Genomic DNA, 26,896 nt, shown 5'->3' on the forward strand with positions numbered 1-26,896 from the left:
TGCTAAAGTTTCCGTGAACGGAAATTCCACGTCGGCCCCAAGGGGGCCGCGGAAAGACATTTTGAATGAACGAAGACACGCGGCTTCGCGAGGGCCCTGGGCCGCGCGGAGACGACGGCCAAGGCCCGCCGCATAGCGGCGAGCGGCAGGAGTCGCGCCGCGGCGGCGCACCCGGCGCCGGCCACTCGCCGGCGGCGGCGACCGGCGTCTATGCCGCGCTGGACCTTGGCACCAACAATTGCCGCCTGCTGATCGCCTGTCCGACCGGCGACAGCTTTCGCGTGGTCGACTCGTTCTCGCGCATCATCCGGCTCGGGGAGGGGATCTCGGCGACCGGCTGCATCAGCGACGCCGCGATCGAGCGCGCCATCGCGGCCTTGAGCATTTGCCGCGACAAGATCCAGTCGAAGAAGGCCAAACGGCTGCGGCTGATCGCTACCGAAGCCTGCCGCGCGGCGTCGAATGCCGACGGTTTCATGGACCGGGTGGCGGCCGAGACCGGCATCCGGCTTGAAGTGATCAATCGCGAGACCGAAGCAGCCCTGGCGGTGACCGGTTGTTCACCGCTGCTTGATCCGTACGGGAGGGGCGCCATCCTGTTCGACATCGGCGGCGGCTCGACGGAACTGGTCCGGATCGAGCGCAATCCGGAACAGGAAAATGCGCCCCCGCGCATCAAGGCATGGATGTCGATCCCGCTCGGCGTGGTGTCGCTGGCCGAGGGGTTCGGCGGCAAGGACGTCACGGCGCAATCCTACGCGGACATGGTCGCGGCGGTCGCCCAGCACATCGCGCCGTTCGCGGCCGAACATGGCGCCGACCTCGGCGGCATGCACCTGCTCGGCACCTCCGGCACGGTGACGACCCTGGCCGGGGTCCATCTCGACCTGCCGCGATACGATCGCCGCCGGATCGATGGCGTCTGGATGAGCGATGCCGATCTCACCGCCACCATCGCGCGCCTGCTGTGCATGACCTATCAGGAACGCGCCAGCAACAACTGCATCAGCGTCGAGCGTGCCGACCTGGTGCTGGCGGGCTGCGCCATCCTCGATGCCATCCGCAGCGCGTTCCCGCTGCCGCGGCTGCGGGTCGCCGATCGCGGCCTGCGCGAGGGCATGCTGGTCGAAATGATGCGCGCGGACGGCGCATTGAGTGGATGCCGATAGGCGCGCCGGCTCTCGATGTGCTAGAGCCTCGATTATGGCAAAAGACACCACCGGACGGCTGCGGGTTACCGTCAAGAGCGCGGGCAGGCTGAAACTGTCCTCAAAACTCTGGCTGGAGCGCCAGCTCAACGATCCCTATGTGGCGCAGGCCAAGCGGGACGGTCTGCGCTCGCGCGCGGCCTACAAGCTGATCGAGATCGACGACAAGTACCATTTTCTCAAACAGGGGATCACGGTGGTCGACCTCGGCGCCGCGCCGGGCGGCTGGAGCCAGATCGCGGCCAAGCGCGTCGGCGCCGCTGACGGCAAGGGCAAGGTGATCGCGATCGACCTGCTGGAGATGCCGGAAATTCCCGGCGTCAGCTTCGCGCAGCTGGATTTTCTCAAGGACGACGCGCCCGACAAGCTGCTGGCCATGATGGGCGGCAAAGCCGACGTGGTGCTGTCCGACATGGCCGCCAACACCACGGGCCACCGCAAGACCGACCAGCTGCGCATCATCGGCCTGGTCGAAAGCGCCGCCGCTTTTGCCGCCGACGTGCTCAAGCCCGGCGGAGCCTTTGTCGCCAAGGTGTTTCAGAGTGGCGCCGATGCGACCCTGATGACGCAGCTCAAGCGCGATTTTACCACCGTCAAGCACGTCAAGCCGGCCTCGAGCCGCAAGGATTCCTCGGAGCGCTACGTGCTGGCGCTGGGATTTCGCGGCGTGCAGGCCAAGCCGCCCTCGGACAGCGACGCCGAATCGGCCGGATAGACCGCCGGCCCTAAGCTTGGGCTTGCGCCAGGCTTTCCCTCAGTCGGGTTTCCAGCGCCATCCGAACGTCCCTCGCGTTCAGCAGGGCCCGCCGGATGTTTTTGTCTTCCGAACCGGAATCGAAAGTAATCAGCCGATTACAGTGCTGGCAGTTGGTCTGAAACCCGTCGCGGAGTTTTTGCGCGCGCTCGCGGAACACCTGCGAGCATTTGCTGCATTTGATTCTGACTTTGTCGTCGATCATGAAATCTCCCTGGGCGCCGCGACAGCAATCTGGTCGGCAGGGCTTAAGGGCGTGTCGGAAAGTTTGTTAAAACTCTCCTCAAATCAATCCATGTTGATGGAGGCGGCCCTGATCACCTTTCCCCAGCGCTCGATTTCTTCCGGCAGAAATTTTGCCAGATATTCCGGCGTGCGCTGCTCCGGCGGCACGACGGCAAGCCCGATAGCCTCCATCTTCTCGCGCAGATCGGGCCGCGCCACCATGTCCGCCAGCGCCTTGTTCATCTTGCGCACGATCGGCTCAGGCGTTCCCTTCGGAAAGAAGAAGCCGTTCCAGACCGTGGCCTCGACGCCCGGCAAGCCCTGTTCGCCTGTGGTCGGAAGGTCCGCAACGATCGGCACGCGCTTCGGCGACATCACCGCGATGCCCTTGACGGTGCCGCCCTTGACCTGCGCCGCCCCGGTTTGAATGGTGTCGCACATATAGTCGATGCGGCCTCCGATCAGGTCCTGCATCGCCGGACCCGCGCCGCGAAATGGGATGTGGGTGACGTCGATGCCGATCGCCATGTTGAGCAGCGCGCATGGCAGATGCGTACCAGAACCCACGCCTGCCGAGCCATACTGCATCTTGCTCTGGTTGGCCTTCGCGTAGGCGATGAATTCCTGCAGATTGTTCACCGGCAGGTCCTTGCGCACGATCAGAATCCGCGGCGATTCCGAAACCAGCCCGACCGGCTCGAAATCCTTCGCGGCGTCATACGGCGGCTTCTTGTAGAGCGACTGGCTGTAGGCGTGCGTGCCGGTGTTGCCGATCAGCAGCGTGTATCCGTCAGGCGCCGCCTTGGCGACACGGGCGCTGCCGACCGTCCCGGCCGCAGCGCCAACATTCTCCACGATGATGGTTTGCCCCAGCACCTCGCCAAGCGCCACCGCCTGCAGCCGAGCATTGGCGTCGATGCCGCCGCCGGCCGCGAACGGCACGACCAGGGTGATGTTCCTGGCGGGCCACTCCTGTGCGGCAGCCGTCGCCGTGACGGCGGCGAGCGCGAACGCGGCGGCAATGATCGCTTTTGACATCTGCACGGTAATCTCCCTGACTTCGATTCAACCCAGCCGCTGATCCCTGGCGTCTTCCGTGGTCTCGCTGGCCGCCTTGGCGGCGGCCTTCGCGGCACCCTTGCGGCTGGAAATCTCGACCGCGCTGCGGCCGGAGATCTCATGGCCGGCATCATCGGGCATTTGCCAGAAGAAGTAAGCCGAAATCGCCGAGATGATGGCGACCACGATAAAGGCCGGGGCGAAATCGACCGCGCTCAGTTCGGTGACATGGCGCATCAGCATGGTGGATTCCACCGTGAACGCGCCGATCGCGACGCCGGCGGAAATCGCCAGTTGCTGGTTGACGCTGACCAGCGTAGTGGCCCGGCTCATCTGCGCCGGCTCGACCTCGGCATAGGCCACGGTGTTGATGGCGGTGAACTGCAGCGAGCGGAAGAAGCCGCCGACCACGAGGATGATCATGATCAGGAGCAGCGGCGTCGTCACCGTGAACAGCGCGCAGGCGGCGAGAAAAATCGAGCTCACGACCGCATTGATCACCATGATGTTGCGAAAACCGAAGGTGCGGATGATGCGCGCCGCCAGCGTCTTCATGCCCATGGCGCCGACCGCGGAGGCAAACGTCACCAGTCCCGAGCGGAACGGCGACAGGCCGAAGCCGACCTGCATCAACAGCGGCAGCAGGAACGGCAGCGCGCCGATGCCGAGGCGAAACAGGAAGCCGCCGAGGATGCTGGCGCGCAATGTCGGCAGCCGCATCAGCGAAAAGTCCAGCACCGGCGATTGGGTTCGCCTTGCGTGGATGACGTAGAGCGTCATTGAAACCGTGCCGATCCCGACCAGGGCCACGATCACCGTCCACGGCAGCAGGTTGAGCCCGGCGACCGACAGACCGAATGCGATGCCGCCGAGGCCTATCCCCGCCAGCACGAGCCCATAGAGGTCAAACCGCTCGGGGGTCTCGCTGCGGATCGGATCGATGTAGCGCTGCGCCATGAAGATGCCGAGCAGGCCGATCGGAATGTTGATCAGGAAGATCCAGTGCCAGGAAAAATACGTCGTGATGAAGCCGCCGAGCGGCGGGCCGATTACCGGGCCGATCAGCGCCGGTACCGTGACCCAGGCCATCGCATTCACCAGCTGGCTCTTGTCGATCGAGCGCAGCAGCACCAGCCGCCCCACGGGGGTCATCATCGCGCCGCCGATGCCCTGCAGGATGCGCGCGATGACGAAGTGGGTGACGGAAGTCGACAGCGCGCAGCCGATCGATCCCACCATGAACACGGCGATCGCGGTCGAAAACACCATGCGCGCACCGAAACGGTCGGCGGTCCAGCCGCTGGCCGGAATGAACACGGCGAGCGACAAGAGATAGGACGTGATGGCGAGCTTTAGCGTCAGCGGGCTGGTGCCGATATCCGCCGCGATCGCCGGCAGCGACGTCGCAATGACCGTCGAATCCATGTTCTCCATGAACAGGGCGGTGGCCACGATAAGCGGGATCAGGCGTTCTTTGGTCATGGGGATCGGGGGGGTGGAGAAGGGGAGGCCGACCGGCTGTAACATCGCGGCAAGCGAGGGGCCATTGCGGAAGCCGCAAAGCCACCTAAATCCTGCGTGACAATGTTGGTTTGCGTTTGGATGATCGAAGGCCCGACTTCACCTCTCCCCAGCGGGGAGAGGTCGAATTGCGCAGCAATTCGGGTGAGGGGGCTAGGCACCACGAGACACCGTAACCCCTCACCCGGCGCTACGCGCCGACCTCTCCCGATGGGAGAGGTGTAGTAAGCCCCGCCGGAGATTCGACGATGATTTATGTCCTCGCCGCCCTGTTGCCGCCGCTTGGGCTGCTGCTCAACGGGCAGCCGTTTTCGGCGGTCTTCAACCTTGTCCTGATCGTGCTTTGCGTGATTTTCGGGCTGATCTTCCCCGTCCTGCTGCTGGTGCCGTCGGCGCACGCGCTGATTGTGGTTCACATGAAGCGCGAGGATCGCCGGCACCGGGAGGTGGTGGAGGCGATCCGGCAGCATGGCCCGCCGCCGGGCTATCCGCGCTAGGGGCAGGGTCCTCGGGGATCCGCTCACAAAAGCCTGTGCATGGCTGGCAAACGCTTTGATTCGGCGGCCCGCCATGCTATCGACCACCGCCAACCCTACCGATGGGCTTCGATTCGACGGTGACGCCAAGGCGTCGGCGCAGGTCCTGCTCATCCCATAGGTATATCGCGGCGAACGAGCCGCCGAAGGAGTTGGTAAATGGCGCTGGTACAGGGACTTCAGGGGATTCGCGAAGCCTATACGTTCGACGACGTGCTTCTGAAACCGGGCCTTTCGGACATCCTGCCCTCCGAGGCCGACATCCGCTCCCACGTCACCCGCGCCATTCCGCTCAACATCCCGATCATCGCTTCCGCGATGGACACCGTCACCGAAGCGCGGATGGCGATCGCCATGGCGCAGGCCGGCGGCATCGGCGTGATCCACCGCAATTTCGACGTCGACGGCCAGGCCGCCCAGGTGCGGCAGGTCAAGAAGTATGAATCCGGCATGGTGGTCAATCCGCTGACCATCGGTCCCGACGCCATGCTGTCGGATGCCATGGCGCTGATGACCGACCACGGCTTTTCCGGCATTCCCGTGGTTACCGGCGCCAGCAAGGGCGTGCCCGGCAAACTGGTCGGCATTCTCACCAACCGCGACGTCCGTTTCGCTACCGACCCGCGCCAGAAGATCTCGGAATTGATGACGCACGAAAACCTCGTGACGGTGCGCGAGGGCGTCAGCCAGGACGAGGCGAAGCGGATGCTGCACAAGCATCGCATCGAAAAGCTGCTCGTGGTCGACGACCAGTATCGCTGCGTCGGCCTGATCACCGTGAAGGACATGGAAAAGGCGGTCGCGCATCCGCTGGCCTGCAAGGACGCGCAGGGCCGCTTGCGCGTCGCAGCCGCGACCACGGTCGGCGAGGGCGGCTTCGAGCGCACCGAGCGGCTGATCGATGCCGGGGTCGATATCATCGTGGTGGACACCGCGCATGGTCATTCCTCGCGGGTGCTGCAGGCGGTCAACCGCATCAAGCGGCTCTCCAATGCCGTGCAGGTGATCGCCGGCAACATCGCCACCATGGAAGGCGCGCAGGCGCTGATCGATGCCGGCGCCGACGCCATCCAGGTAGGTATCGGTCCGGGCTCGATCTGCACCACCCGCATCGTCGCCGGCGTCGGCGTGCCGCAACTGACCGCGATCATGGATGCGGTCGAGGCGGCCAAGAAGGCCAACGTGCCCGTGATCGCCGATGGCGGCATCAAATATTCCGGCGATCTCGCCAAGGCGCTGGCCGCCGGCGCCGACATCGCGATGGTCGGCTCGCTCTTGGCCGGCACCGATGAGACCCCCGGCGAAGTGTTCCTTTGGCAGGGCCGTTCCTACAAGGCCTATCGCGGCATGGGCTCGGTGGGCGCGATGGCGCGCGGTTCCGCCGACCGCTACTTCCAGCAGGATATCAAGGACACCCTCAAGCTGGTGCCGGAGGGCATCGAGGGCCAGGTGCCCTACAAGGGCCCGGTCGGCAACGTCATGCATCAGCTGGCCGGCGGCCTGCGCGCGGCAATGGGCTATGTCGGCGCGCGAAACCTCGCCGAGTTCCACGAGAAGGCGGAATTCGTGCGGATCACCGGGGCGGGCCTGCGCGAAAGCCACGTCCATGACGTCACCATCACGCGCGAAAGCCCGAATTACCCCGGCGGGGTGTAGTTTTCGGGCCCAAATAGACCACCCAAATCAGGCGAAACGCGGTAGGGTGCGAACTGCGGACGACTGCGCTGTCCATGGATCCAGGCTCGGATTCGAAGCGCGGTTCCCTTGAAGTCATCGCAACATAATTCAGAAGAGAAGTTGGTTACCATGGTCGATTGGTCGGACGACAGGATTGCCGCGCTTTCAGATCAGGATCTGAAGAATCTGCTGGTCAATGCGGAACGTAAATCCGTCGCCGAGGTCATTGCGCAATGCAAGGCCGAGATGGAAAAGCGCGATGCCGCAAAGCCCCGCAAGGCCGGAAAGCCGCGCACCGAGCTGAAGGAATTCGAGCACGAGATGTCCGGGCAGCTCGCGACCGTCGGCAAGGAGATGGCCGAGAAATACGATTTGTCGGAAGAGACCGCGAAAGCCAAATCGGTCGGCGTCAAGGGCTTCAAGTCGCACAAGCTGCTGGACGCCAAGGGCTACGCCAAGCTGGGCGGGATGCAGCGTGACGGTTCGGTTGCGGTCGACCGCTACATTTCCTACCGGCGCGGCAAGGACATCGTTTCGCTCAGCGTCTTCCTGCTCAAGGATCAGCCGATCGAAGCGCATGAGTTTCACGTGATCGCCCCGCAGGCGCTGCTTGAGGGCGCGAAGCCGGTGGCGGAAATTCGTCCCACCGCGACCGAAGCGCAGAAGCAGTCCGCCGACAGCGGGCTCGCGTTCAAGGATCTTCCGAGTGCCGCCGCAGCATTCGACGCGGTGCTGGCGAAGATCACCGCTTAATCGAACCTCATCGCTCGCACCAACACCACTGTCGTCGCCCGGCCTTGACCGGGCGACCCAGTATCCAGAGGCGCTAGAGATCAATCGAGAAGCCGCGGCGTACCGGATCGCCCGGTCAAGCCGGGCGACGACAATCTTGATTGTCGCGGTCGCCTTCCCCTCTTCTTTGCTTGGCGACGATGGATTGCTTCGCTACGCTCGCAGTGACGAATAAAAAAATCGGAGGAAACAACCATGTCCCATCAAGCAAAGCGCGTCATTCTCGCCTCCCGCCCGGTCGGTGAACCCAAGGCCTCGGATTTCCGCATCGAGGAGTGCGCGATCCCGACACCCGGCGCGGGCGAGGTGCTGCTGCGCACCATCTGGCTGTCGCTCGATCCCTATATGCGCGGCCGCATGAGTGACGGCCCGTCCTATGCGGCGCCGGTGCCGATCGGCGGCGTGATGGAGGGCGGCACCGTGAGCGAGGTGATCGCCTCGAACAATCCCGCTTTTGCCAAAGGCGACATCGTGCTGTCACGCGCCGGCTGGCAGACCCATGCGATCTCCGACGGCAAGGGCCTGAGCAAGATCGACCCGAAACTCGGCTCGATCTCGAGCGCGGTGGGCGTGCTCGGCATGCCCGGCATGACCGCCTATACGGGCTTGCTCGATATCGGCAAGCCGCAGCCCGGCGAAACCGTGGTGGTGGCGGCGGCATCCGGCGCGGTCGGCTCGGCGGTCGGGCAGATCGCGAAGATCAAGGGGGCGCGCGCGATCGGCATCGCCGGCGGCAAGGACAAATGCGACTACGTCAAGAACGAACTCGGCTTCGATGATTGCCTCGATCACCGCGATCCCGATCTCGCGGCCAAGCTGAAGGCAGCCTGTCCTGGGGGTATCGACGTCTATTTCGAAAATGTCGGCGGCGCGGTGTTCGAAGCGGTATTTCCGCTGCTCAATGCGTTCGCGCGCATGCCGGTCTGCGGCCTGATCGCCGAATACAATAATTTCGGCGAGACCTCGCCGAAATGGGCCGGCAAGATGATGCGCGCGGTATTGACAAAACGGCTGACCATCCGCGGCTTCATCGTCAGCGATTTCGCCGCGCGCCATGGCGACTTCCTGCGCGACATGTCGCAGTGGGTGCGCGAGGGCAAGGTCAAGCACAAGGAATTCGTCACCGAGGGTCTCGACAGCGCGCCCGCGGCCTTCATGGGTCTTCTGAAGGGCGCCAACTTCGGCAAGCAGCTGGTGCGGGTCGGACCGGACAAGGCCTGAGCCGCAGGCCCGGCGTCCGCTCGACAGGGCGGGCGCCGGCGCGGCCATCGCCTATCGCTAGAATCCGACGCATTCTGTTGTCCGGGCGGTAATCAGCCAAATTTACGCGCCTTCAACCTTCCCGGAATATCAACAAGTCCCGCTGCCTACGCTTTTTCGGGACCTGTCACATGCGCATCATTCCGGTTGTTTTGTTGCTGATTGCGGCTGGCATATCGACGGCGTCGGCCCAGCCGGCGTTTATGGCCCCGGATCCGCCCGCAGCATCGACGGCGCCGAGCCAGGATACGCCGGTTCCGTCGGCCCAGAACGCGCGGGCTCCGGCCACGCCGCCTCCGGCGGGACCGTCCTTTGCGATGGACCATGGCAACGCGGCAGCCGCCGCTGCTGCGGCGAAAGCGCGGGCCGCGGAGGCCAAGGCCAAGGCGGACGCCATCCGCCTGGGACGTCCGCTCACGCCCAGCCAATCCACCGATTTCGGCGTCAACGGCAGCGACGTCATTCGTGTCGGTCCACCGCCGACGCCGGAGCAGCAGAAGGCCGACGCGGAGGCCCGCGCCGCCTGGCAGGCGCGTTGCCGGCCGGCCGTGGTGACGGACCGCGAGGGGCTGCGCCGGACCCAATATGCCGAGCGCGATTGCGACCTTTCCCGGTTCAATACGGCCGGGGGCGCATAGGCCCGACAAAGCCCGTCAATCCGGCATCAATATCCAATAGCAGGCCGGCCGATTCACGACCTCCGGTAACAGGCTCTTAAGCGAAGCTGCCTAGTCTTTCGCCTCGACGCACGCTCGATCCCTGGTGAAGCCATAAGCCACGAACCATCGCGTGGATTTCACGGGGTTTTTCGATGCGGGAGCGCACGGTTTCACCAACGCTCCCGGTCCGGCTCATGAAAAATACCGCCCACAATCCCAATCGCAGCCTGGTTCGCATCTTCTGCCTGTCGCTCGGCGGATTGCTGTTCGTCTACACGGCGATCGCGATCTACACCCTGATGATGCGCCCCGATGTCGGTGCCGCGGAGTGGGCGGTCAGCCTTGTCAGGATCGCGTTTGGACTGACGCTGGGCGCGCTGTTCTGCTGGGGCTGGCTGGCCGAGCCGCTGGAGCGCCAGGTCAGGCTGATGGGCACGCTGTTCGAAGCCGACTACGACAATTTGAGCACCCGGAGCAAGATCAGGGCGGTCGTTCTGGTGACGATGCTCAGCCTGCTTTTGGAACTGGTGCTTATCCGCTGGCTCGCCTCGGTCTTTCCGGTGTTCGCCTTCTACAAGAATTTCACCATGCTGGCCTGCTTCCTCGGCCTCGGCGCGGGCTACGCGGTGGCGGAAAAGCAGCGCTGCGCGCCCGCGCTTGTCTTGCCGATGCTGGCGCTGTTCGTCGGGGTCATCACGTTGCTGCGCTACGATACCGGCGGCGGGCACCTGATCTTCTCGATCGGCTGGCTCTCCACGTTCGACCTGCCGGTCTACTTCCTGCTCGGAGCGAGTTTTATTCTCTGCGCCTGCATCTGCTATCCCGTGGGCCAGCTCTGCGGCAAGCTGCTGCACAGCTCCAACTCGCTGAAAGCCTACAGCCTCAATCTGATCGGCAGCATCCTGGGCGTCATCGCGCTGTTCGTGATGAGCCTGTACTGGCTGCCGCCGGTGATCTGGTTCGGTGTGGTCGGCGGCATGATGCTGCTGTTCGTGTTGCCGCGCGACAACTTCCTTCCGGTGGGCCTCGCCAGCTTCTGCGCGCTGCTGGCGATCCTGGCCTGGCCGGTGCAGCCCGAGACGCAGCGGATCTATTCGCCCTACCAGCTGCTGGAGCGCACCGCCACATCAGAAGGATTGATGCAGATCCTGTCGGGCGGCAGCTACTACCAGAAGGTCTACAATTTCGCCGAGGGCAAGCGCGGGCAGGAGACCGACGCGGATAAGTATGTTCGCGCCTATTACGAATTCCCATACAATTTCAAAAAGCCGCCGGAGCGCGTCGCCATCGTCGGCTCGGGCAGCGGCAACGACGTCGCCACCGCGTTGCGGATGGGCGCGTCGCACGTCGATGCGATCGAGATCGATCCCGCCATCGCCTTCCTCGGCCAGAAATATCATCCGGAGCGGCCGTACGACGACAAGCGCGTCAACCTGTCGATCAACGATGCGCGTAATTTCTTCCGTACCGCGGACCAGAAATACGACCTGATCGTCTACGGCGTGCTGGATTCACACACCGCGCTCAGCCATGCCTCCAACCTGCGGGTCGATTCCTACGTCTATACCCGCGAGGGCATCGCCGAGGCCTTCAAGCTGTTGAAGCCCGACGGCGTGCTCTCGATCTCGTTCACGCTGGTCAACGACGCGCTCGGCTTCAAGCTGTCGAAGATCCTGCGGGAACTGCCCGGCGCCGGCAAGCCGCTGGCGGTGCGGGTGCTCTATGACTATTCGAAAACCACCGCCTTCATCGTCCGCAAGGGCGGCGCGGTGACGATGCCGAACGCCAGCGCTTTTGCAGCGATCGGCTTTACCGATGTCTCCGACCTGTTCTCGCAGCCCTATCCGGAGTCCGCGGTCCCGACCGACGACTGGCCGTTCTTCTACATGGTCGAGCGCGCCTATCCCTTCACCTACATGATCGCGCTCGGGATCATCCTGCTGCTCAGCTACTTTTTCGTGCGCCGGACCATCGGTTTCTCCGATCCGATCGACCGCAGCTATTTGCCGTTCTTCTTTCTCGGCTCCGGCTTCATGCTGGTGGAGACCAAGGCCATCACCGAGCTTGGGCTGCATCTCGGCGGCACCTGGGTGGTGATCGCGTCAGCCATCATGCTGGTGCTGGTCATGGCCTACATGGCCAATTTGATCGTGACGCGGACGACGCGCAACCTGACAGGGGCGGCCTATGTCGGATTGTTCGTCAGCCTTCTGGTCGGATACGGGCTGGCGGTCAGCCACAGCGACTGGGCTTTCGGTCCGCCGCTGGTGCAGCTGGCCATGAGCTGCTTCGTGCTGACAGTTCCGTTGTTTTTCGCCGGGATCATCTTCTCCAGCCTGGTCGGCGAGGGCAGGATCAACATCTCCACGGCGTTCGCCTACAATCTGATGGGCGCGCTGTTCGGCGGCGTGATGGAATATAATTCGATGTATTTCGGATTTGCCTTCCTCTACCTGCTGGCGCTCGGCTTCTACGTGCTGGCTTGGCTGTTCTCGCAGAAATCTGCATCACTGGCGCGAGCCGCGCATCTAGCTCCGGCGGAGTAGCGCATCCAGATCGACATCGACCTGGCCTGGCGCCCTGACGTGCCGGACCTCGAAGCTGTCGGGCTGGAAGCGGTATTCCACCAGCCCGACTTCCTTGGCGCCGATCACTTCCTGCCTGTGGTCGGGAATGATGAAGCCGACGGATGGCGCCCAGACGTGCCTGGTGTGACGAAACGTAAAATCACGGCGCTGGTGCACGTGGCCGCTGGCGACCAGCCGCAGGTCGACGGTATCCAGCATCTCCACAAGCCGGCTTCGCGCCGGCATCGGCACATAGCGTATGGCCGTTTCCGCCAGTTCCGCATCGTCGGGCGTGTTGAGAAACAGCGGCTTGTGCAGGAACAGCGCCACCGGCTTGCCATCGGCGCTCGCCAGCTGTTGAGCCAGCCAGTCGAACTGTTCGGCCTCGCTTGCGAGACCCGTGTTCATCACCATTGAATTGAGCCCGATGAAACACCAGCCGGCGGCCTTGAAGCGCCAGTAATCTTTGCCGAAGTGCGCGCGGAACGCCTGCACGCCTGGCTCGGTGACGGGTGAGGTCGGGGTAGGACCAAGCGTGGTCGGATTGTCGCCGACATCGTGATTGCCTGGAAGATAGCGGCAGGGCGCCGGAAGAGCTGCGTGCAGCTCGCGGGCAAATTCGAAATCGTCCCGGTTGGTCGGCGCGTCCCAGGCGAGATCGCCGCTGTTGACGACGAGATCGGGACGCGTCGCGTCGATGTAGGCGCTGAGCCGGTGAAAATTGTCGGTGAGTTTTGGATAGCGGCGGGTGAGGTGGGTATCGGAAATCTGGGTCAGGCGAAATTCGGTCATGCAGCATTCCTTGCGCACTTCTTATACGTCGATCGGCGACGGCACGATGAAATACAAAAGCGCCTGTGCCTAAGCATTGGGCAGTTGCGGCGACGGGGATTCAATACGTTTTTAACTAATATGTAACAATGTCTCTCATTATCGTCAGGTTGCACCCCGCCCGGAACCATTGCCATGAGATTTCGTATTACGATTTCGCGCGCGATCCTTGCATTCGGGGCGCTGACCGTCGTCGGTCTCCTGGCCGTGATCCTTGCCAGCAATTACGCGCTCTCCCAGCTCAAGGTCGGAGGGCCGCTCTACAGCAAGATCAAGCTCGGCAATGACCTGATCGCGGATATTCTGCCGCCGCCTGAATATATCATCGAGGCTTATCTCGAAGCCACGCTTGCACGCCAGGACCCGTCGACGGTCGCGGCGCGGCGCGAACGGCTCTCGCAGCTCAAGAAGGAGTATGACGAGCGTCACGAATTCTGGAAAACCTCCGACCTCGAGCCGGTGAACAAGGCCAGGCTTGTCGAGAAATCGCACAAGGAAGTCCAGCGTTTCTGGAACGTGCTGGAACAGTCGTTCCTGCCGGCCCTTGCCAAGGCCGACACCGCACAGGCGACGAAGTCATACACGGAGATCGCCGCGGCCTATACCGCGCACCGCGCCGTGATCGACGAGATCGTCAAGCAAGCCACCGACGACAACGCCGCCGCGGAAGCCGAAGCCACCAGCCGGGTTCAGCGGTTCACGATTCTGCTCTGGTGCATTTCCGCATTCGTCTTTCTCGTCGTCGGCGCCGGGATTGCCGGTGTGGCAAAGGGCGTGATCCGTCCGATCACCCGGATGACCGGTGCGATGCAACGGCTCGCCAACGGCGAACTGGATTCGGAAATTCCCTCGCTGGGCCGCAAGGACGAGGTCGGCGCCATGGCGAGCGCGCTGCAGGTCTTCAAGGAAAATTCGTTGCGCGTACAAGCCATGGAATCGGCCCATGCGAAACAGGCGAAGCAGGCCGAGCAGGACCGCAAGGCCGGAATGCTGCAAGTGGCGGACGGTTTTGAAAAGGCGGTGGGCCGGATCATCAGGACGGTATCGTCGGCTTCTTCCGATATCGAGGCGGCAGCCGGCAACTTGACGAAAACCGCGGAAACCACCCAGGAATTATCCGCGACGGTCGCGGTGGTATCCGAGCAATCGTCATCGAATGTGCGCTCCGCCGCAGCAGCGTCCGAGGAAATGGCTTCCTCGGTCGCCGAAATCGGCCGGCAGGTCCAGCAATCGCAAGCGATCGCGCAGGCCGCCGTGGCGCAGGCCGAGCAAACCAATGTCCGGATCGCGGAGCTGTCGCAGTCGGCGAGCCGGATCGGTGAGGTCATCAAGATGATCACGGCGGTCGCCGAGCAGACCAACCTTTTGGCGCTCAATGCGACGATCGAGGCCGCGCGTGCCGGTGACGCCGGGCGAGGTTTTGCCGTCGTGGCGTCCGAGGTCAAGGCGCTATCCGCGCAAACGGCCAAGGCCACCGAAGAGATCGCGGCCCAGGTCACGCAAATGCAGTCCGCCACCGAACATTCGGTGTCCGCGATCAAGGAGATCGGCGCCACGATCGGCCAGATTTCCGAGATCTCCACCGCGATCGCAGCAGCGGTGGACCAGCAGGGCGCATCGACCCAGGAAATCGCCCGCAACGTCCAGCAGGCCGCCCAGGGCGCGACGCAGGTCACCGGGCGCATCGCCGACGTCAATCGCGGGGCGGCAGATACCGGCACGGCGGCAGGGCAGGTTCACGGCCTCGCGGTCTCCCTGCTGGCGGAGAGCAATCACCTCAGCACCGAAGTTGAAAACTTCCTGCAGACCATCCGGGTGGCCTGACGAGGAGCTGCGCCGAAGCGCTACAGCACGCGATAGCGGATCGCGAAGGCGTCGTTCCGCTCGCGCGCCGCTTCGCCGCCGGGCGAGGCGGTGCGATCGACCAGATGCCACGGCCCGAACTGATCGGAATGGCCAGGGTTCGCCGCGAGCCGCAGCTTGAACAGCCGCTGCGGCTGTCCCGGCAAATGGAGCACCACGACGCGGTCGGTGGTCCGGTAATCCAGTGTCACCGACCCCCGGATCACGGTGCGGCCGTTGTGGTCGGACGCCAGCGCGGCCTGCATCTGGGCCAGCTTCTGGTTTCGATCGGTGACCAGTTCGACCTGGGTTTCGGACACCGTGGCCAGCGCGGCCTTCGGCAGCCGGATTTCGAATTCGACCGCGGGTTTTGCCGGGTTGATGCCGAGATAGGCCTGGGCGGCATGCCGCATGTCGTAAGCCACGAAAGCGAGCAGCGCGAGCACCACCGTGGCGGCAAGGCCGTGCCTCAGGATGTCGCGTGAGCTTCGATAGCCGGAGCGGAAATAGACGGTCAGAACGATCGCCACCGCCAGCGCCGCGGCAACGCCCGCCAGCCCCGACATCAGCATGCCGAGCACGCCGTCCGGGCTGTCGTCGGCCATTTTGAACAGCGAGGCCACGGCGCTGCCGGGCGCTTCGGTACCGTGGGCGGCACCCTTCAGGGCGGGGGAAGTCAGGTTCATCGTGGCATCTCGAAGGTCGCATTGGTGCCGGTTCGGCCCGAAACGGGTGGAACCGCCTGGAGTTGGTCACGGCAGCGGCGAATGTGGTTCAACCGCTGTTTCAGGGTTTATTGTCAGGGGGAAGCGCGGTCGCTATAGCGGGGGCCTGCACGCCATCCAGAGGGAATTCCGATGTCGGTTCAAATGGTCTTGCTGCCGGTCTTCGTGCTGGTGGGGCTTGCCTTCGCGCTGCTGCTGGGGATGGCCTCGGCGCGGACCCGGGCGGTCACGGGGCGACAGGTCGCCCTCAAGGATATCGCGCTGCGCCAGCCGAACTGGCCCGAGCGGGTCACCCAGATCGGCAATTGTTTCAGCAACCAGTTCGAGCTCCCGGTGCTGTTCTACATCCTGATCGCGCTGGCGCTGCCGCTGCGCAAGGCCGACCTCGTCATCGTGCTGCTGTCCTGGGTATTCGTCGTAACGCGCTTTGCCCATGCCGGAATCTTCGTGACCTCCAACGACGTCCGGTCGCGCTCGCTGGTCTGGTTCGCCGGCGTGCTGGTGTTGTTTGCGATGTGGCTCTACTTCGCCCTGAAGATGCTGTTGTTGAGCTAACCCGTTCTCGAACTGAAAGTTTTTAATGACTCCCGCAGCGCGGCTCTCGGCCGCCATCGAACTGATCGGCACCATCGACGCAGAGCGCGTCCCCGCGGCGAAGGCGCTGAAGGAGTGGGGTACCGCGCACCGCTATGCCGGCTCCGGCGACCGCGCCGCGATCGCGGGCCTGATCTGGGACGTGCTGCGCCGCCGTGCTTCCAGCGCCTGGATCATGGACGCCGATACGCCGCGGGCGCGCGTGCTGGGCATGCTGAAACTCGAGCGCAAGCTCGATGCCGAGGCGATCGACGCATTATGCGACGGTGGCCGCTTTGCGCCGGAGCCGTTGACCGAGGCCGAGCGCTCCGCGCTATCATCGCGATCCTTGGCGGAGGCGCCCGCACACGTCGCCGGCGATTATCCGGAATGGCTCGACGGCTATCTGGCTCAGGTGTTCGGCGATGACCGGGTGGCCGAGGCGACCGCGATGGCGAGCCGGGCGCCGCTCGATTTGCGAGTCAACACCCTGAAGGCCACCCGCGAAAAGATGCTGCCGTCGCTGGCCCATCTCGGCGTGGCGCCGACGCCATGGTCGCCGATCGGGCTGCGCATCGAGCTCGGCGCCGACGCGCGCAATCCCGGCATCCATGCCGAGGAGGATTTCATCAAGGGCGCCATCGAGGTGCAGGACGAGGGCTCGCAGCTGGCGGCCTTGCTGTCGGCCGCAAAGCCCGGCGAGCAGGTGATCGACCTCTGCGCCGGCGCCGGCGGCAAGACCCTGGCGCTGGCGGCGATGATGCAGGGCAAGGGCCGGCTGATCGCCACCGACCACGACAAGCGCCAGCTGGCGCCGATCTACGAGCGGCTGTCGCGCGCCGGCGTGCACAATTGCGACGTCCGCACCCCGAAGGGCCCGAACGACACGCTCTCCGACATCCACGCATCAGCCGACCTCGTGCTGATCGATGCGCCCTGTACCGGCACCGGCACCTGGCGGCGCAATCCCGACGCCAAATGGCGGATGCGCCCCGGCGCGCTCGAGGTCCGGCTGAAGGACCAGGTCACCGTGCTCGACCGCGCCGCCGCCCTGGCAAAACCCGGCGGCCGGATCGCCTACATCACCTGCTCGGTGTTGCCGCAGGAGAACGGCGAGCAGATCAAAGCCTTCGTCGCGCGCCACCCGGAGTTTTCGGTGGTTCCGCCGGAGCAGACGGTGACGGTGTTGTGGGACAAGGCCGAGGATTTTGCGGCGGCGGCACTCAAGTCAAATGAGGGCTGGCTGATGACGCCGCGCCGCACGGGCACGGACGGGTTTTTCGTGTCGGTGCTGAAGAGAGCGATGACGGCCTAAAGCCGTCATTGCGAGCGAAGCGAAGCAATCCATCGCGCGGCACAAAGAAAGAAGCTGGATTGCTTCGTCGCAAGAGCTCCTCGCAATGACGTTGTTGGTACGGCCGCTCAATCCACGATGAAGAGCTTCGCGCCTGTTTTCGTCGAGGAGCGGTGCGCGGCGTCGCCGTGGTCCGACACCTGGTAGCTCATGCCCGGCTTGAGCTTGAAGGTGCGGCCGTCGCGCAACTCGGTATCGAGTTCGCCTTCCACGACATAGAGCACGTGCCCGCGGTCGCACCAGTGATCGGCGAAGTAGCCGGGCGTGTACTCGACCATCCGGACCCGGAGATCGCCGATATCGAGGGTGCGCCAGTGGGCTTGCCCTGATACGCCGGGGTGCGTCACCGCGGCTACCTTGCTCCAGTCCGTGACCGTGAAGGGGAGCGCTGGAATTTTCATGGCGAAGGTCCCGGGCTGTACGAGCTGCGGCTAATGCGCGAGGTGATTGGCCGAACCTTGCCTGATCTTGCCGTCCGCATCGACCCTGAGATACTCGCAAATCCTCATCCCGCGCTCGTTCGCATAAAACACCACGACGCTGTCGGGACTGACGAACAAGTCAATCAGGTCGAACTGCAGATTGGGCACCAGCTGAAGCGCTTTTCCCCAATATTCCCGAAGCTTGGCCTTGCCGCGTAATGTTCCACTGGAGTCAAAGCCGAGCGCCTGAATCCTGTCGGAGGTCATCTCGCTATCGTCAGCGTAGAGCGCGAGAATCCGTTCCAGGTCGCGGGAATTCCAGGCCGCGATCCAGTCCCGGCCGAGAGTGGCCAGATCGGCGGCGGCGTGAGGCTGGCCTTGCATGGTTCCTCCCTGGCGATTCGGCTGTGCGCTCCCGTTGGCACATATAGGTCAATGATACTTACCTATATGGATTTGTCCATGCCTGCAGAAGCATGTGGGCCGTCGTTTTGCGCGGTTGCGAGCCGGCCCCCCGTCGCGTATTTGCTGTCCATGACAGCCCCACAGCCAGCAGCAGAGTCGGTGCCTTCGGTGGCCTCGGCGCATGACAAGATTCTGATCGTCGATTTCGGCAGTCAGGTGACGCAACTGATCGCGCGCCGGGTGCGCGAGGAGGGCGTCTACTCGGAAATCGTCCCGTTCCAGAAGGCCGAAGCCGCCTTCGCCGAGATGAAGCCGAAAGCGGTGATCCTCTCCGGCGGCCCGGAATCGGTGCATGAAGCGGGCTCGCCGCGCGCGCCGCAGGCGATCTTCGATTCCGGCGTGCCGGTGCTCGGCATCTGCTACGGCCAGATGGCCATGGCGGAGCAACTCGGCGGCAGCGTCGAGGGTGGCCACCACCGCGAGTTCGGCCGCGCCGATGTCGAGGTCAAGGCCGCAAGCGCGCTGTTCGATTCCACCTGGGGCATGGGCGAAAAGCATCCGGTCTGGATGAGCCATGGCGACCGCATCACCAAAATGCCGCCCGGCTTCACTGTCGCCGGCACCAGCGCCAATGCACCGTTCGCGGTGATCCAGGACGAGAAGCGCAAGTACTACGGCCTGATGTTCCACCCCGAAGTGGTGCACACGCCGGATGGCGCCAAACTGATCCGCAATTTCGTCCGTAAGGTCGCCGGCCTCACCGGCGACTGGACCATGCGCGCCTTCCGCGAGGAGGCGATCGAGAAGATCCGCGCGCAGGTCGGCAAGGGCAGGGTGATCTGCGGCCTCTCAGGTGGCGTCGATTCTGCGGTCGCGGCGGTGTTGATCCACGAGGCGATCGGCGACCAGCTCACCTGTGTGTTCGTCGATCACGGCATGCTGCGGCTCGACGAGGCCAAGACCGTGGTCGACCTGTTCCGGCACCACTACAACATCCCGCTGGTGCATGTTGATGCGTCAAAACTATTCCTCGGCGAGCTCGCCGGGGTCACCGACCCCGAGCTGAAGCGCAAGACCATCGGCCGCCTCTTCATCGACGTGTTCGACACCGAGGCCAAGAAGATCGGCGGCGCCGATTTCCTGGCGCAAGGCACGCTCTACCCTGATGTGATCGAGAGCGTCTCCTTCACCGGCGGCCCCTCGGTCACGATCAAATCGCACCACAATGTCGGCGGCCTTCCGGCGCGCATGAACATGAAGCTGGTCGAGCCCTTGCGCGAACTGTTCAAGGACGAAGTCCGCGTGCTCGGGCGCGAACTCGGCCTGCCCGAAATCTTCGTCGGCCGCCATCCGTTCCCCGGCCCCGGCCTCGCCATCCGCTGCCCCGGCGACATCACCCCGGAAAAGCTCGACATTTTGCGGAATGCCGACGCCGTCTACATCGATCAAATTCGAAAAGCCGGCCTCTACGACACCATCTGGCAGGCCTTTGCCGTGCTGCTGCCGGTCAAGACCGTCGGCGTGATGGGCGACGGCCGGACCTACGAATACGTCGTCGGCCTTCGCGCCGTGACCTCCACCGACGGCATGACCGCGGATTTTTATGCGTTCGACATGAAGTTTCTGGGCGAGACCGCGACGCGCATCATCAACGAGGTGAAGGGCGTCAACCGGGTGGTGTATGACATCACGAGCAAGCCGCCGGGGACGATTGAGTGGGAGTGAGACCGGCTACAGGTGATCATGAAACATACCGTAACGTTTTCCTTGTCGTCCAGCCTCTACTCGGTCATTTGGCGACGACAATTGGCGAAAGACAGAAGCTGCGTATATTGACGCTTGGAAGTCCGCGGTTTCTCTCCTGCGCGAACGTAAGGTATCGTTCGAAGGCATTTCATATGGAGTAAGTGGCGCCTCTCACGCCTTGAAGCAGTTCTCGCGATGCCATTTCAGGAAATGAGGGTGAGGCCGATCGGCGGTGCGGGCAGGTGCGAGAATGCGCCCGGTCTTGTTGATCATGGCGCGGACGCCGGCGGTATCGTTCACGTAACGTGAGATCAGGATCTCATGGTCGTCCGCGATGCCGATCAAGCCGCGGTCAAACATCCAATGCGCGGTGCCGGAGAGGGCAAGCCCATTGCTGACGATATCCGGTCCATTCGCCTCGACCGGCCTGATATGTGCGGCATCGACCTCGGCCCGCCCGCGGCCATTGATCAACTTCAAGGAAGTAACCGCGCAGCGGGCATCGTAGGCACGTAGAACGACGCTGCGGAAGATGCGGTCCCGGACGATGCGGGAAGTCAAATAGGCGACGCGGCTCCGTTCCTGCTCGTGCTGGAAGACGGCCTGTTCCTCTTGCATGCCTGGCAAGGCGGCGGGCGCATCGACGCGCGGCAGCAAGGCTGTGTTCTCGGCGAATCCGAGTTCGGTGATCCGATTGAAATCCGTCGGAGAAATGGGTCGGACCGCGGATTGAGCGCGCCCGGAAATCTTGCCGTGTTCGTTCAATAGACCGCGTTCGAGGAGGCCGTCAGCGCCACTAAACGGTACAAGATTGACGAAATCCAGATAGCTGCCTGGTTCAATAACGGCGATGTACATGCCCGAAGTGCCCGGGTCGGCTATGACTTGCTGGATTTTGGCAATCGCAAAGTATCCGCGCGACTCCTGGGCTTTCCGTGGCTCGTAATAGATGATCCAGTCGCCGACGCATGCCTCGACGCGAGCGAGGTACTGGCGGGGAAACTGGTAGCGTTCGGCGGGACTGTCCTCGTAGATCGAATCGGACCGGTGGATGAAGACGCCGAATGCCAAGAATCGTCTCCTCGAATTCACCATGGGCGCGAATGGACGTGACCATACTATGCGGCATGGTCTTCCAGTGGAATAGCCCAACGGGTCCGCGCAAAGCGCGGCCCCATGACAGGCTCCGGCGTAATCCACCACAGCATTTCATCAAGTCGTTGCTTGTAATGGCGGGTTACGCTTCGCCAACCCTCCCTTTAAGCTGCGCCTCAATCGACGAAAAAAACTCCGTGCCGCTGTCGGTTTTCGAAACCCCCGTTCGTCCTCCCGATGACAGGCCGAAGGGGCCGGCTCAGGCGGGGAGGCAGACGATGCGGGTGATGGTGTTCGGAAAAGACATTGATGGTGGGAGATCGCCATGGCGAAAATCGTATTTGGAATGAACCAGTCGCTGGACGGCTATGTCGACCACGACCACGCCGAATTCAGGCCGGACCCCGTGCTGTTTCGTCACTTCGTCGGGCAGGTGCGCGGCCTGGCGGGCAGCGTGTACGGTCGCCGCATCTACGAGGTGATGCGCTATTGGGACGACGACCAGCCCGAGTGGGACGCCGATGAACGCGACTTCGCGACGGCCTGGCGGAACCAGCCGAAGTGGGTGGTGTCGCGCTCGCTGGAGTCAGTTGGCCCCAACGCCACGCTGGTCGGGGATGACCTCGAGGCGGTGGTACGGAAGCTGAAGGCCGAGCGCGCAGGCGAGATCGACGTCGCCGGACCGGAGCTGGCGCGAAGCCTGACCGATCTTGGCCTGATCGACGAGTATCGCCTCTACCTCCACCCGATCGTGCTGGGTCGCGGCAAGCCGTTCTTCGCCGGCCCCCGGCCGCCGCTCCGCCTGGTGGCCAGCGATCGAATTGGCGAGGAGGTGATCAGGTTGACGTACGTTCCTGCTTGAACCGGTCGACAAGGCGCAGCACATTCGCCAACAGGATGTCGGCGACCGAGAACGTGCCCGCCAGCCGTTGGCGTCCTGCCAGCACCGGTTCGAGAAAACACGGCGAAGTTTTGCGTAAACTTGTCCGGTTTGCGCTAAGTCATGGTGGCAATCGTCGAGACTTCATAAGCTGATCTTGGCAGCTTCAGAAAGTGTCGATGAAGATGAAAAGCTCAGCCCTTTCGCGTGTCTTCGCAATCAGTCTGGTGGCAGCGATCGCCACCGCACCTTCGCTATCGCTCGCCTGTACGCGGCTGGTCTATCTCGGCGCCAAGAGCCAGGTCATCACGGCGCGCTCGATGGATTGGCGATTTGAGATGCCCACCGATCTCTGGATTTTCCCCAGAGGCTTGGCGCGTAGCGGAGAGGTCGGGCCGAACTCGCTGCAATGGACATCCAGATATGGCAGCGTGATTGCTTCCGCTCATGGGGTCTCGACGTCGGACGGCACGAACGAGGCGGGACTTGTCGCCAACGTCCTCTGGCTCACGGAATCCGAGTATCCAAAGTTCGACTCCGGCAGACCGGGCCTGTCGATCGCCGCCTGGGCACAATATGTGCTCGATAATTTCCCGACCGTTCAGGAAGCAGTTGCGGTACTCGAGAAGAATCCCTTCACGATCGTCACGGACAACGTGCCCGGGCAGAAGTTGCTCGCTACGCTTCATCTGTCGATATCGGATGCCACGGGTGACAGCGCGATCATCGAATACATCAACGGCAAGCCGGTTATTCATCACGACCGGAAGTACCAGGTGATGACCAACTCCCCCCTCTTTGAACAGCAACTGGCGCTGAACGAATACTGGAAGGAGATCGGTGGCACGGTGATGCTGCCGGGCACCAACCGCGCCGCGGACCGGTTCGCGCGCGCATCCTTCTACGTCAACGCAATCCCGAAGGATGAAAATCCTGACCGTGCCCTGGCCAGCGTCTTCAGTGTGATCCGCAACGTGTCGGTGCCATTCGGCATTTCGACACCGGACCAGCCGAACATATCCTCGACCCGATGGCGCACCGTCGCCGACCATCAGCGCAAGCTCTACTTCTTTGAATCCGTGCTCACCCCGAACACATTCTGGGTGGATCTGAAGGCGATCGACTTCTCACCCGAGAAGGGAAAGGTGAAGAAGCTCGATCTCGGACCTCAACAGTCGCGCACCTTTTCCGGCGATGCGACGGCGAATTTCCAGCAGGCTGAGCCGTTCAAGTTCCTGGGTCTGCCGATGTGAGCACCACCCACCGTGCAAGCCGTGGGAAAAGAGCCGGGACCGGACCCTTTGAATGATGCGCTTCGACGCGTCGAGCGGTCGATAGATGTGTCTATATGTGTCCATCGAACAGAGATATGTCGAAACCTGTCTCGGCGATTCACACCTGGTCTGTTGGCACGACAATGTCGGCGCCGCGATACCAGCCGTCGTTCTGTCGGTGATCGACACCACACCTTGCAGCATCGGCTTTCCGCCGGGCCTGGGCAGAATCATCAGATGGAACAGATGATCAAGGACATTGTAACCAGTCGAAGACCGTAGGCTTTCCGTTCACGGCTGCTTTTGGCGCCGGTGTCGCTCAACCCGCCGCTGCAAAATGAGCCATCTGGTCTGCGTATGCCTTCACAAAGGCCGGGCGGGCCATGGCGCGCGCGACATAGGCGCGACAGGCGGGATAGTTTGCCAGGCCGTCGAATCGATCGACAAGGCGCAGCACATCCGCCATCAAGATGTCTGCGACGGAAAAGGAGCCGGCCAGCCATTCGCGCTCCGCCAGCACCGGTTCGAGGTGCGCCAATCGGTGTTGCTCGAGGAAGCCATCGAAGAGCGTCCATGCCGGCGTGTCCTTGGCCTCGCCGGAGAAAATAAGCAGCGACCAGGGCAGGCTGGCCATCTCGACCGAATTGAGCGTCGCGAACAGCCATTGAATGGTCTCGCTGCGGCCGCGCGGATCGGCGGGCATCAGTGCGTCACTGCGCTCGGCGAGATGCAGCAGGATGGCACCGCTCTCGAAGATCGAGATGTCCCCATCCGTCAGCCACGGCACCTGGCCGAACGGTTGATGCGCAAAATGCTCCGCATGGCGGGCGCGGAAGGGCGTGCTCTCGACGCGATAGGGCAGGCCTGCTTCTTCCAGCGCCCAACGCGCCCTTAGGTCGCGCACATAGCCGCGCGGCGGTTCGGGCACCCAGTCGTAGGTGGTGAGGGTCAACTCGCCCATGCTGCACTCCCAAAGAAAGCGGAAAGAAAAACAGGCAGCTTGTCGAGCAGGCCATTCCAGCCTTGCTCGTGACTTTGGCGTGCCGCTTCGTCGGGAAGATGCTCGTGGCGCAGCGTCAGCCTGGTGCCGCCGTCGATCGGCTCGAGCCAAAACGTCACCAGCGACTCCGGTTCCCGCACCCCGGGCAAGTCCCAGGTGAAAACCAGCTTCTTCTCGGGGATCACTTCCCGATAGATCCCGGTGGGATTGTGCTCCTCGCCATTCAGCAACCGGAATACGACGCTGAAGCGCCCGCCGGGTCGCACGTCCGCTTCGGCGCGGAGTGTCGGCCCGGCATCAGGACCCCACCACTGCATCATGAGTTCGGGCTGCGTGATCGCCGCCCAGACTTTTGTAGGCGAGGCCTTGATGTGACGCACGATGGTCACGCTCGGCAGGCTGGTCATCGTTTGCCATCCTTTTCGACGAGCGCGACAAGTCGATCGATGCTGACCGTCCAGAGGCGCTCATACCGTTTGAGCCACTCCATCGCCTCCCGCATCGGCCCGACCGAAAGATGGACTGACACGGTGCGGCCGGTCTTGGTGCGCGTGATCAATCCCGCATCCGACAGCACATCCAGATGCTTCATCATGCCCGGAAGTTTCAGCGAAAACGGCCGAGCCAGCTCGCTCACCGAAAGCCCGGGCTCCTCCTTCAGCCGCAGCAGGACGCCCCGCCGGGTCGGATCGGCGAGCGCGGAGAACGTGCGGTCCATGCGGGATGCTTGATACTTCACCATGTAGCGAAGTATTGCTTTTGTCACGCGGGGAGTCAATCTTCGGGCATCTGCGCCGCGGCAATCATTCGAGGATCGCCATTCCGGGGCACCGGAGCATTGATGCGCCGGCGATTGTCCTCGCGCCGCAAGCGCTGCCGCTTACTGTACATGGGGTTGTTTTCGATATTCTGGTTTGGAACTGCGCCCCCTTCGCAAACCCCCGACAAATCAACCCGACGGGCAAATTTTCGCTTAACCTGTCGGGCAAATCACTTTTAGGGGTTTCCCTGTAGAACGCGGACCCATACCCTCGCGCTGTCCCGGAAGCCGAAGCGATCATTCGTAACTCATGTCCTCCCAGCCAGCATCACGGCCGCTCGGAATATTTCCACTCGTGATGGTGGTCATCCTCGTGCTCTCGACCCTGGCGCCCGCGCTCTGGCCGGAGTTTTACCGGGTGATCACCGTGTCGGACATCAAGCCGGTTTCAGGATCCGGGTTTTTCGGGACGCTCAGCGAGCCGTCGCGCTCGGTTATACCGGGACCGGCCAGGCCAACCAGCTGCCGTTCTATGAACGTAACCGCGATCTCAAGCCCGATCTCGTGATCCTGCTGTTCGTGTCGAACGACTTTGCCAACAATTCGCCGGTGCTGGAAAGCCTGCGTCACGGTTGGCATCCCGATCATCCGCCGCGCGTCTTCATGCGCGAGCGGCCGGGCCAGCCGTGTGACAGGTTACCGATCGATCCAGCCTGGCAAAAATGGGTTCTCGCCGGCGACATGGCGGAGCGCGCGCGCCAGCTTCGCGCCATGTCGAAGGATTTGGACAACGGCCTGCGCGGCTGGAAACCCAGCCGCGGCAAGAAGCCCACCGACGGTCTGCAGGACATCTTCCTCGGGCACGGACCGCTGCTGCCGGCATTCGAGGCCGCCGTCGATTTGACCAAATGCGCGTTTGTCGAGTGGCAGAAATTGGCGGAACAGGACGGATTCAAGCTGCTGGTGGCCTCGGCGAATAACGTCGCGGGTCAAATCGAGCGGCTGAAAGCCATTACGGGCGAGCTCGAGCTCCCGCTGATCGATCTTCATCAGGAATTCGTTGAACACCACGACCCGGCGCTTGCGCAATTCAAGAGCGATGGTCACTGGTCGCCGAACGGACACCGCTGGGCGGCCGCTGCGGTCGCGAAATACCTCGCGGACAACGGATATCTCGGCAGCAAACCACAACGCTAGACGCCTTGAGACGATCCCTCAGCTCCGCGACAGCTTCTCGTACCGCTTGATCAGCCGCTCGCGCTTGAGGCGGGACAGCCGCTGGATCCAGAACAGGCCGTTCAGCTGATCGATCTCATGCTGGTGGCAGACCGCGCGCAGGCCCTCCGACTCCTCGGTCCGCAGGTTGCCGCCGATATCGCGATAGCTGATCCGGACCCTCGCATGACGCTGGATGTCGTCATTGACCCCCGGCATCGAGACGCTGCCTTCCTGATGCCTGATCAGGTCAGGCGACGCCCATGCGATCTCCGGATTGACATAGGTCCGCGCGCTATCGACCGGGTCGAGGTCGAGCACCACCACCCGCAGCGATATGCCGATATGCGGCGCGGTGATGCCGATGCCGGGCGCTGCGTGCATGGTCTCGAGCAGGTCTTGCGCCAGTTCGCGCAGCGCGCCATCAAACACGGTCACGGGCTGCGCCGACAGCGCCAGCCGGGGGTCGGGGTAGCGGATGATGGGGCGGATGGTCATGATGCGTTGTGCTAGGCC

General features: G+C 63.4%; 27 protein-coding genes and 1 pseudogene. 15 read left to right on the forward strand and 13 right to left on the reverse strand.

Annotated features, from left to right (window positions below; genetic code table 11):
• Positions 1–65 precede the first annotated feature (65 nt).
• Together Q7T45_RS02770 and Q7T45_RS02775 are read left to right on the forward strand one after the other, a co-directional pair.
• Positions 66–1,169 carry a Ppx/GppA phosphatase family protein gene (locus tag Q7T45_RS02770; RefSeq protein WP_304867314.1) on the forward strand — a complete coding sequence of 368 codons (1,104 nt, stop codon included), beginning with the start codon at positions 66–68 and terminating at the stop codon, positions 1,167–1,169.
• Between the two features lie 34 nt (positions 1,170–1,203).
• The gene (locus Q7T45_RS02775) at positions 1,204–1,923 is read left to right on the forward strand and encodes an RlmE family RNA methyltransferase (RefSeq protein WP_304867318.1); all 720 of its coding nucleotides are present in this window, start codon (positions 1,204–1,206) and stop codon (positions 1,921–1,923) included.
• A 10-nt stretch (positions 1,924–1,933) separates the two neighbouring features.
• Here the strand turns inward: Q7T45_RS02775 and Q7T45_RS02780 are convergent, their stop codons facing one another.
• From Q7T45_RS02780 to Q7T45_RS02790, 3 genes are all read right to left on the reverse strand, one after another.
• Positions 1,934–2,167, reverse strand: coding sequence for a hypothetical protein (locus Q7T45_RS02780; protein ID WP_304867321.1), 234 nt, complete (start codon positions 2,165–2,167; stop codon positions 1,934–1,936).
• Between the two features lie 83 nt (positions 2,168–2,250).
• On the reverse strand, positions 2,251–3,225 hold the full coding sequence (locus Q7T45_RS02785) for a tripartite tricarboxylate transporter substrate binding protein (RefSeq protein WP_304867430.1): 975 nt from the start codon (positions 3,223–3,225) through the stop codon (positions 2,251–2,253).
• Positions 3,226–3,252: 27 nt separating this feature from the next.
• Positions 3,253–4,728 (reverse strand): DHA2 family efflux MFS transporter permease subunit, encoded by a 1,476-nt coding sequence (locus tag Q7T45_RS02790; protein WP_304867325.1) that lies wholly within the window; start codon positions 4,726–4,728, stop codon positions 3,253–3,255.
• Positions 4,729–5,015: 287 nt separating this feature from the next.
• Here Q7T45_RS02790 and Q7T45_RS02795 point away from each other — a divergent pair, with 287 nt between their 5' ends.
• From Q7T45_RS02795 to Q7T45_RS02820, 6 genes are all read left to right on the forward strand, one after another.
• Positions 5,016–5,264, forward strand: coding sequence for a hypothetical protein (locus Q7T45_RS02795; protein WP_304867328.1), 249 nt, complete (start codon positions 5,016–5,018; stop codon positions 5,262–5,264).
• A 198-nt stretch (positions 5,265–5,462) separates the two neighbouring features.
• A complete protein-coding gene (gene guaB, locus Q7T45_RS02800) occupies positions 5,463–6,959 on the forward strand; it encodes an IMP dehydrogenase (protein ID WP_304867329.1) in 1,497 nt (498 codons plus the stop codon).
• Between the two features lie 150 nt (positions 6,960–7,109).
• The gene (locus Q7T45_RS02805; RefSeq protein WP_304867331.1) at positions 7,110–7,733 is read left to right on the forward strand and encodes a hypothetical protein; all 624 of its coding nucleotides are present in this window, start codon (positions 7,110–7,112) and stop codon (positions 7,731–7,733) included.
• A 234-nt stretch (positions 7,734–7,967) separates the two neighbouring features.
• A complete protein-coding gene (locus Q7T45_RS02810) occupies positions 7,968–8,993 on the forward strand; it encodes an NADP-dependent oxidoreductase (protein WP_304867334.1) in 1,026 nt (341 codons plus the stop codon).
• A gap of 170 nt (positions 8,994–9,163) precedes the next feature.
• Entirely contained in the window at positions 9,164–9,670 is a 507-nt protein-coding gene (locus Q7T45_RS02815) for a hypothetical protein (RefSeq protein WP_304867336.1), read from the forward strand.
• Between the two features lie 215 nt (positions 9,671–9,885).
• Positions 9,886–12,237 carry a hypothetical protein gene (locus Q7T45_RS02820; protein ID WP_304867339.1) on the forward strand — a complete coding sequence of 784 codons (2,352 nt, stop codon included), beginning with the start codon at positions 9,886–9,888 and terminating at the stop codon, positions 12,235–12,237.
• Here Q7T45_RS02820 and Q7T45_RS02825 read toward each other — a convergent pair.
• Positions 12,220–13,050 carry a metallophosphoesterase gene (locus Q7T45_RS02825; protein WP_304867341.1) on the reverse strand — a complete coding sequence of 277 codons (831 nt, stop codon included), beginning with the start codon at positions 13,048–13,050 and terminating at the stop codon, positions 12,220–12,222. The genes Q7T45_RS02820 and Q7T45_RS02825 overlap by 18 nt on opposite strands.
• 174 nt (positions 13,051–13,224) lie before the next feature.
• On the opposite strand from Q7T45_RS02825, the gene Q7T45_RS02830 reads away from it, so the two are divergent.
• Positions 13,225–14,913, forward strand: a complete 1,689-nt coding sequence (locus tag Q7T45_RS02830; protein WP_304867344.1) for a methyl-accepting chemotaxis protein — start codon at positions 13,225–13,227, stop codon at positions 14,911–14,913.
• Positions 14,914–14,933: 20 nt separating this feature from the next.
• Here Q7T45_RS02830 and Q7T45_RS02835 read toward each other — a convergent pair whose 3' ends face one another.
• Positions 14,934–15,617, reverse strand: a complete 684-nt coding sequence (locus Q7T45_RS02835) for an acriflavin resistance protein (protein ID WP_370691196.1) — start codon at positions 15,615–15,617, stop codon at positions 14,934–14,936.
• Between the two features lie 171 nt (positions 15,618–15,788).
• On the opposite strand from Q7T45_RS02835, the gene Q7T45_RS02840 reads away from it, so the two are divergent.
• Both Q7T45_RS02840 and Q7T45_RS02845 read left to right on the forward strand, forming a co-directional pair.
• Positions 15,789–16,211, forward strand: coding sequence for an MAPEG family protein (locus tag Q7T45_RS02840; protein ID WP_304867347.1), 423 nt, complete (start codon positions 15,789–15,791; stop codon positions 16,209–16,211).
• Between the two features lie 25 nt (positions 16,212–16,236).
• The gene (locus Q7T45_RS02845; RefSeq protein WP_304867350.1) at positions 16,237–17,544 is read left to right on the forward strand and encodes an RsmB/NOP family class I SAM-dependent RNA methyltransferase; all 1,308 of its coding nucleotides are present in this window, start codon (positions 16,237–16,239) and stop codon (positions 17,542–17,544) included.
• 107 nt (positions 17,545–17,651) lie between these two features.
• Here the strand turns inward: Q7T45_RS02845 and Q7T45_RS02850 are convergent, their stop codons facing one another.
• Entirely contained in the window at positions 17,652–17,984 is a 333-nt protein-coding gene (locus Q7T45_RS02850; protein WP_304867353.1) for a DHCW motif cupin fold protein, read from the reverse strand.
• Between the two features lie 30 nt (positions 17,985–18,014).
• The gene (locus Q7T45_RS02855; protein ID WP_304867356.1) at positions 18,015–18,389 is read right to left on the reverse strand and encodes a nuclear transport factor 2 family protein; all 375 of its coding nucleotides are present in this window, start codon (positions 18,387–18,389) and stop codon (positions 18,015–18,017) included.
• 150 nt (positions 18,390–18,539) lie between these two features.
• On the opposite strand from Q7T45_RS02855, the gene guaA reads away from it, so the two are divergent.
• Positions 18,540–20,135 (forward strand): glutamine-hydrolyzing GMP synthase, encoded by a 1,596-nt coding sequence (gene guaA / locus Q7T45_RS02860; RefSeq protein ID WP_304867359.1) that lies wholly within the window; start codon positions 18,540–18,542, stop codon positions 20,133–20,135.
• Between the two features lie 192 nt (positions 20,136–20,327).
• On the opposite strand, the gene Q7T45_RS02865 is transcribed toward guaA, so the two are convergent.
• Entirely contained in the window at positions 20,328–21,227 is a 900-nt protein-coding gene (locus Q7T45_RS02865; RefSeq protein WP_304867362.1) for an HNH endonuclease, read from the reverse strand.
• Positions 21,228–21,576: 349 nt separating this feature from the next.
• Here Q7T45_RS02865 and Q7T45_RS02870 point away from each other — a divergent pair, with 349 nt between their 5' ends.
• Positions 21,577–22,113 carry a dihydrofolate reductase family protein gene (locus Q7T45_RS02870; protein ID WP_304867365.1) on the forward strand — a complete coding sequence of 179 codons (537 nt, stop codon included), beginning with the start codon at positions 21,577–21,579 and terminating at the stop codon, positions 22,111–22,113.
• Here the strand turns inward: Q7T45_RS02870 and Q7T45_RS02875 are convergent.
• Positions 22,112–22,207, reverse strand: a pseudogene (locus tag Q7T45_RS02875) (glutathione S-transferase family protein); the annotation flags it as partial. The gene Q7T45_RS02870 and the pseudogene Q7T45_RS02875 sit on opposite strands and share 2 nt — an antisense overlap.
• A gap of 103 nt (positions 22,208–22,310) precedes the next feature.
• Here Q7T45_RS02875 and Q7T45_RS02880 point away from each other — a divergent pair.
• Positions 22,311–23,384 (forward strand): linear amide C-N hydrolase, encoded by a 1,074-nt coding sequence (locus Q7T45_RS02880; RefSeq protein ID WP_304867368.1) that lies wholly within the window; start codon positions 22,311–22,313, stop codon positions 23,382–23,384.
• A gap of 340 nt (positions 23,385–23,724) precedes the next feature.
• Here Q7T45_RS02880 and Q7T45_RS02885 read toward each other — a convergent pair whose 3' ends face one another.
• From Q7T45_RS02885 to Q7T45_RS02895, 3 genes are read right to left on the reverse strand one after another with little or no spacing between them, the layout of a single operon-like run.
• Positions 23,725–24,366: a glutathione S-transferase family protein gene (locus tag Q7T45_RS02885; RefSeq protein WP_304867371.1), complete on the reverse strand. Its 642-nt coding sequence runs from the start codon at positions 24,364–24,366 to the stop codon at positions 23,725–23,727.
• Positions 24,354–24,812, reverse strand: a complete 459-nt coding sequence (locus Q7T45_RS02890) for an SRPBCC domain-containing protein (protein ID WP_304867374.1) — start codon at positions 24,810–24,812, stop codon at positions 24,354–24,356. Before Q7T45_RS02890 ends, Q7T45_RS02885 begins: the two co-directional genes overlap by 13 nt.
• On the reverse strand, positions 24,809–25,123 hold the full coding sequence (locus tag Q7T45_RS02895; protein ID WP_304867378.1) for a helix-turn-helix transcriptional regulator: 315 nt from the start codon (positions 25,121–25,123) through the stop codon (positions 24,809–24,811). Before Q7T45_RS02895 ends, Q7T45_RS02890 begins: the two co-directional genes overlap by 4 nt.
• Positions 25,124–25,729: 606 nt before the next feature.
• On the opposite strand from Q7T45_RS02895, the gene Q7T45_RS02900 reads away from it, so the two are divergent.
• Positions 25,730–26,362, forward strand: a complete 633-nt coding sequence (locus tag Q7T45_RS02900) for a hypothetical protein (RefSeq protein ID WP_304867380.1) — start codon at positions 25,730–25,732, stop codon at positions 26,360–26,362.
• A gap of 18 nt (positions 26,363–26,380) precedes the next feature.
• Here the strand turns inward: Q7T45_RS02900 and Q7T45_RS02905 are convergent, their stop codons facing one another.
• Positions 26,381–26,878 carry a peptide deformylase gene (locus Q7T45_RS02905; RefSeq protein WP_304867382.1) on the reverse strand — a complete coding sequence of 166 codons (498 nt, stop codon included), beginning with the start codon at positions 26,876–26,878 and terminating at the stop codon, positions 26,381–26,383.
• Between the last annotated feature and the right edge of the window lie 18 nt (positions 26,879–26,896).

Origin of the sequence: Bradyrhizobium sp., assembly GCF_030646015.1 — a bacterium.
GTDB lineage: Bacteria > Pseudomonadota > Alphaproteobacteria > Rhizobiales > Xanthobacteraceae > Bradyrhizobium.

Bases quoted from the DNA above. Each gene is read 5' to 3' on its own strand.
- Q7T45_RS02775 (WP_304867318.1), top strand. From the start codon at position 1,204: ATGGCAAAAGACACCACCGGACGGCTGCGGGTTACCGTCAAGAGCGCG.
- Q7T45_RS02850 (WP_304867353.1), bottom strand. From the start codon at position 17,984: ATGAAAATTCCAGCGCTCCCCTTCACGGTCACGGACTGGAGCAAGGTA.
- Q7T45_RS02855 (WP_304867356.1), bottom strand. From the start codon at position 18,389: ATGCAAGGCCAGCCTCACGCCGCCGCCGATCTGGCCACTCTCGGCCGG.
- Q7T45_RS02790 (WP_304867325.1), bottom strand. From the start codon at position 4,728: ATGACCAAAGAACGCCTGATCCCGCTTATCGTGGCCACCGCCCTGTTC.
- Q7T45_RS02785 (WP_304867430.1), bottom strand. From the start codon at position 3,225: ATGTCAAAAGCGATCATTGCCGCCGCGTTCGCGCTCGCCGCCGTCACG.
- Q7T45_RS02845 (WP_304867350.1), top strand. From the start codon at position 16,237: ATGACTCCCGCAGCGCGGCTCTCGGCCGCCATCGAACTGATCGGCACC.
- Q7T45_RS02835 (WP_370691196.1), bottom strand. From the start codon at position 15,617: ATGAACCTGACTTCCCCCGCCCTGAAGGGTGCCGCCCACGGTACCGAA.
- Q7T45_RS02885 (WP_304867371.1), bottom strand. From the start codon at position 24,366: ATGGGCGAGTTGACCCTCACCACCTACGACTGGGTGCCCGAACCGCCG.
- Q7T45_RS02890 (WP_304867374.1), bottom strand. From the start codon at position 24,812: ATGACCAGCCTGCCGAGCGTGACCATCGTGCGTCACATCAAGGCCTCG.
- Q7T45_RS02895 (WP_304867378.1), bottom strand. From the start codon at position 25,123: ATGGACCGCACGTTCTCCGCGCTCGCCGATCCGACCCGGCGGGGCGTC.
- Q7T45_RS02905 (WP_304867382.1), bottom strand. From the start codon at position 26,878: ATGACCATCCGCCCCATCATCCGCTACCCCGACCCCCGGCTGGCGCTG.
- Q7T45_RS02805 (WP_304867331.1), top strand. From the start codon at position 7,110: ATGGTCGATTGGTCGGACGACAGGATTGCCGCGCTTTCAGATCAGGAT.
- guaB (WP_304867329.1), top strand. From the start codon at position 5,463: ATGGCGCTGGTACAGGGACTTCAGGGGATTCGCGAAGCCTATACGTTC.
- Q7T45_RS02810 (WP_304867334.1), top strand. From the start codon at position 7,968: ATGTCCCATCAAGCAAAGCGCGTCATTCTCGCCTCCCGCCCGGTCGGT.
- Q7T45_RS02880 (WP_304867368.1), top strand. From the start codon at position 22,311: ATGAAGATGAAAAGCTCAGCCCTTTCGCGTGTCTTCGCAATCAGTCTG.
- Q7T45_RS02770 (WP_304867314.1), top strand. From the start codon at position 66: ATGAACGAAGACACGCGGCTTCGCGAGGGCCCTGGGCCGCGCGGAGAC.
- guaA (WP_304867359.1), top strand. From the start codon at position 18,540: ATGACAGCCCCACAGCCAGCAGCAGAGTCGGTGCCTTCGGTGGCCTCG.
- Q7T45_RS02830 (WP_304867344.1), top strand. From the start codon at position 13,225: ATGAGATTTCGTATTACGATTTCGCGCGCGATCCTTGCATTCGGGGCG.
- Q7T45_RS02795 (WP_304867328.1), top strand. From the start codon at position 5,016: ATGATTTATGTCCTCGCCGCCCTGTTGCCGCCGCTTGGGCTGCTGCTC.
- Q7T45_RS02820 (WP_304867339.1), top strand. From the start codon at position 9,886: ATGAAAAATACCGCCCACAATCCCAATCGCAGCCTGGTTCGCATCTTC.
- Q7T45_RS02870 (WP_304867365.1), top strand. From the start codon at position 21,577: ATGGCGAAAATCGTATTTGGAATGAACCAGTCGCTGGACGGCTATGTC.
- Q7T45_RS02815 (WP_304867336.1), top strand. From the start codon at position 9,164: ATGCGCATCATTCCGGTTGTTTTGTTGCTGATTGCGGCTGGCATATCG.
- Q7T45_RS02825 (WP_304867341.1), bottom strand. From the start codon at position 13,050: ATGACCGAATTTCGCCTGACCCAGATTTCCGATACCCACCTCACCCGC.
- Q7T45_RS02780 (WP_304867321.1), bottom strand. From the start codon at position 2,167: ATGATCGACGACAAAGTCAGAATCAAATGCAGCAAATGCTCGCAGGTG.
- Q7T45_RS02840 (WP_304867347.1), top strand. From the start codon at position 15,789: ATGTCGGTTCAAATGGTCTTGCTGCCGGTCTTCGTGCTGGTGGGGCTT.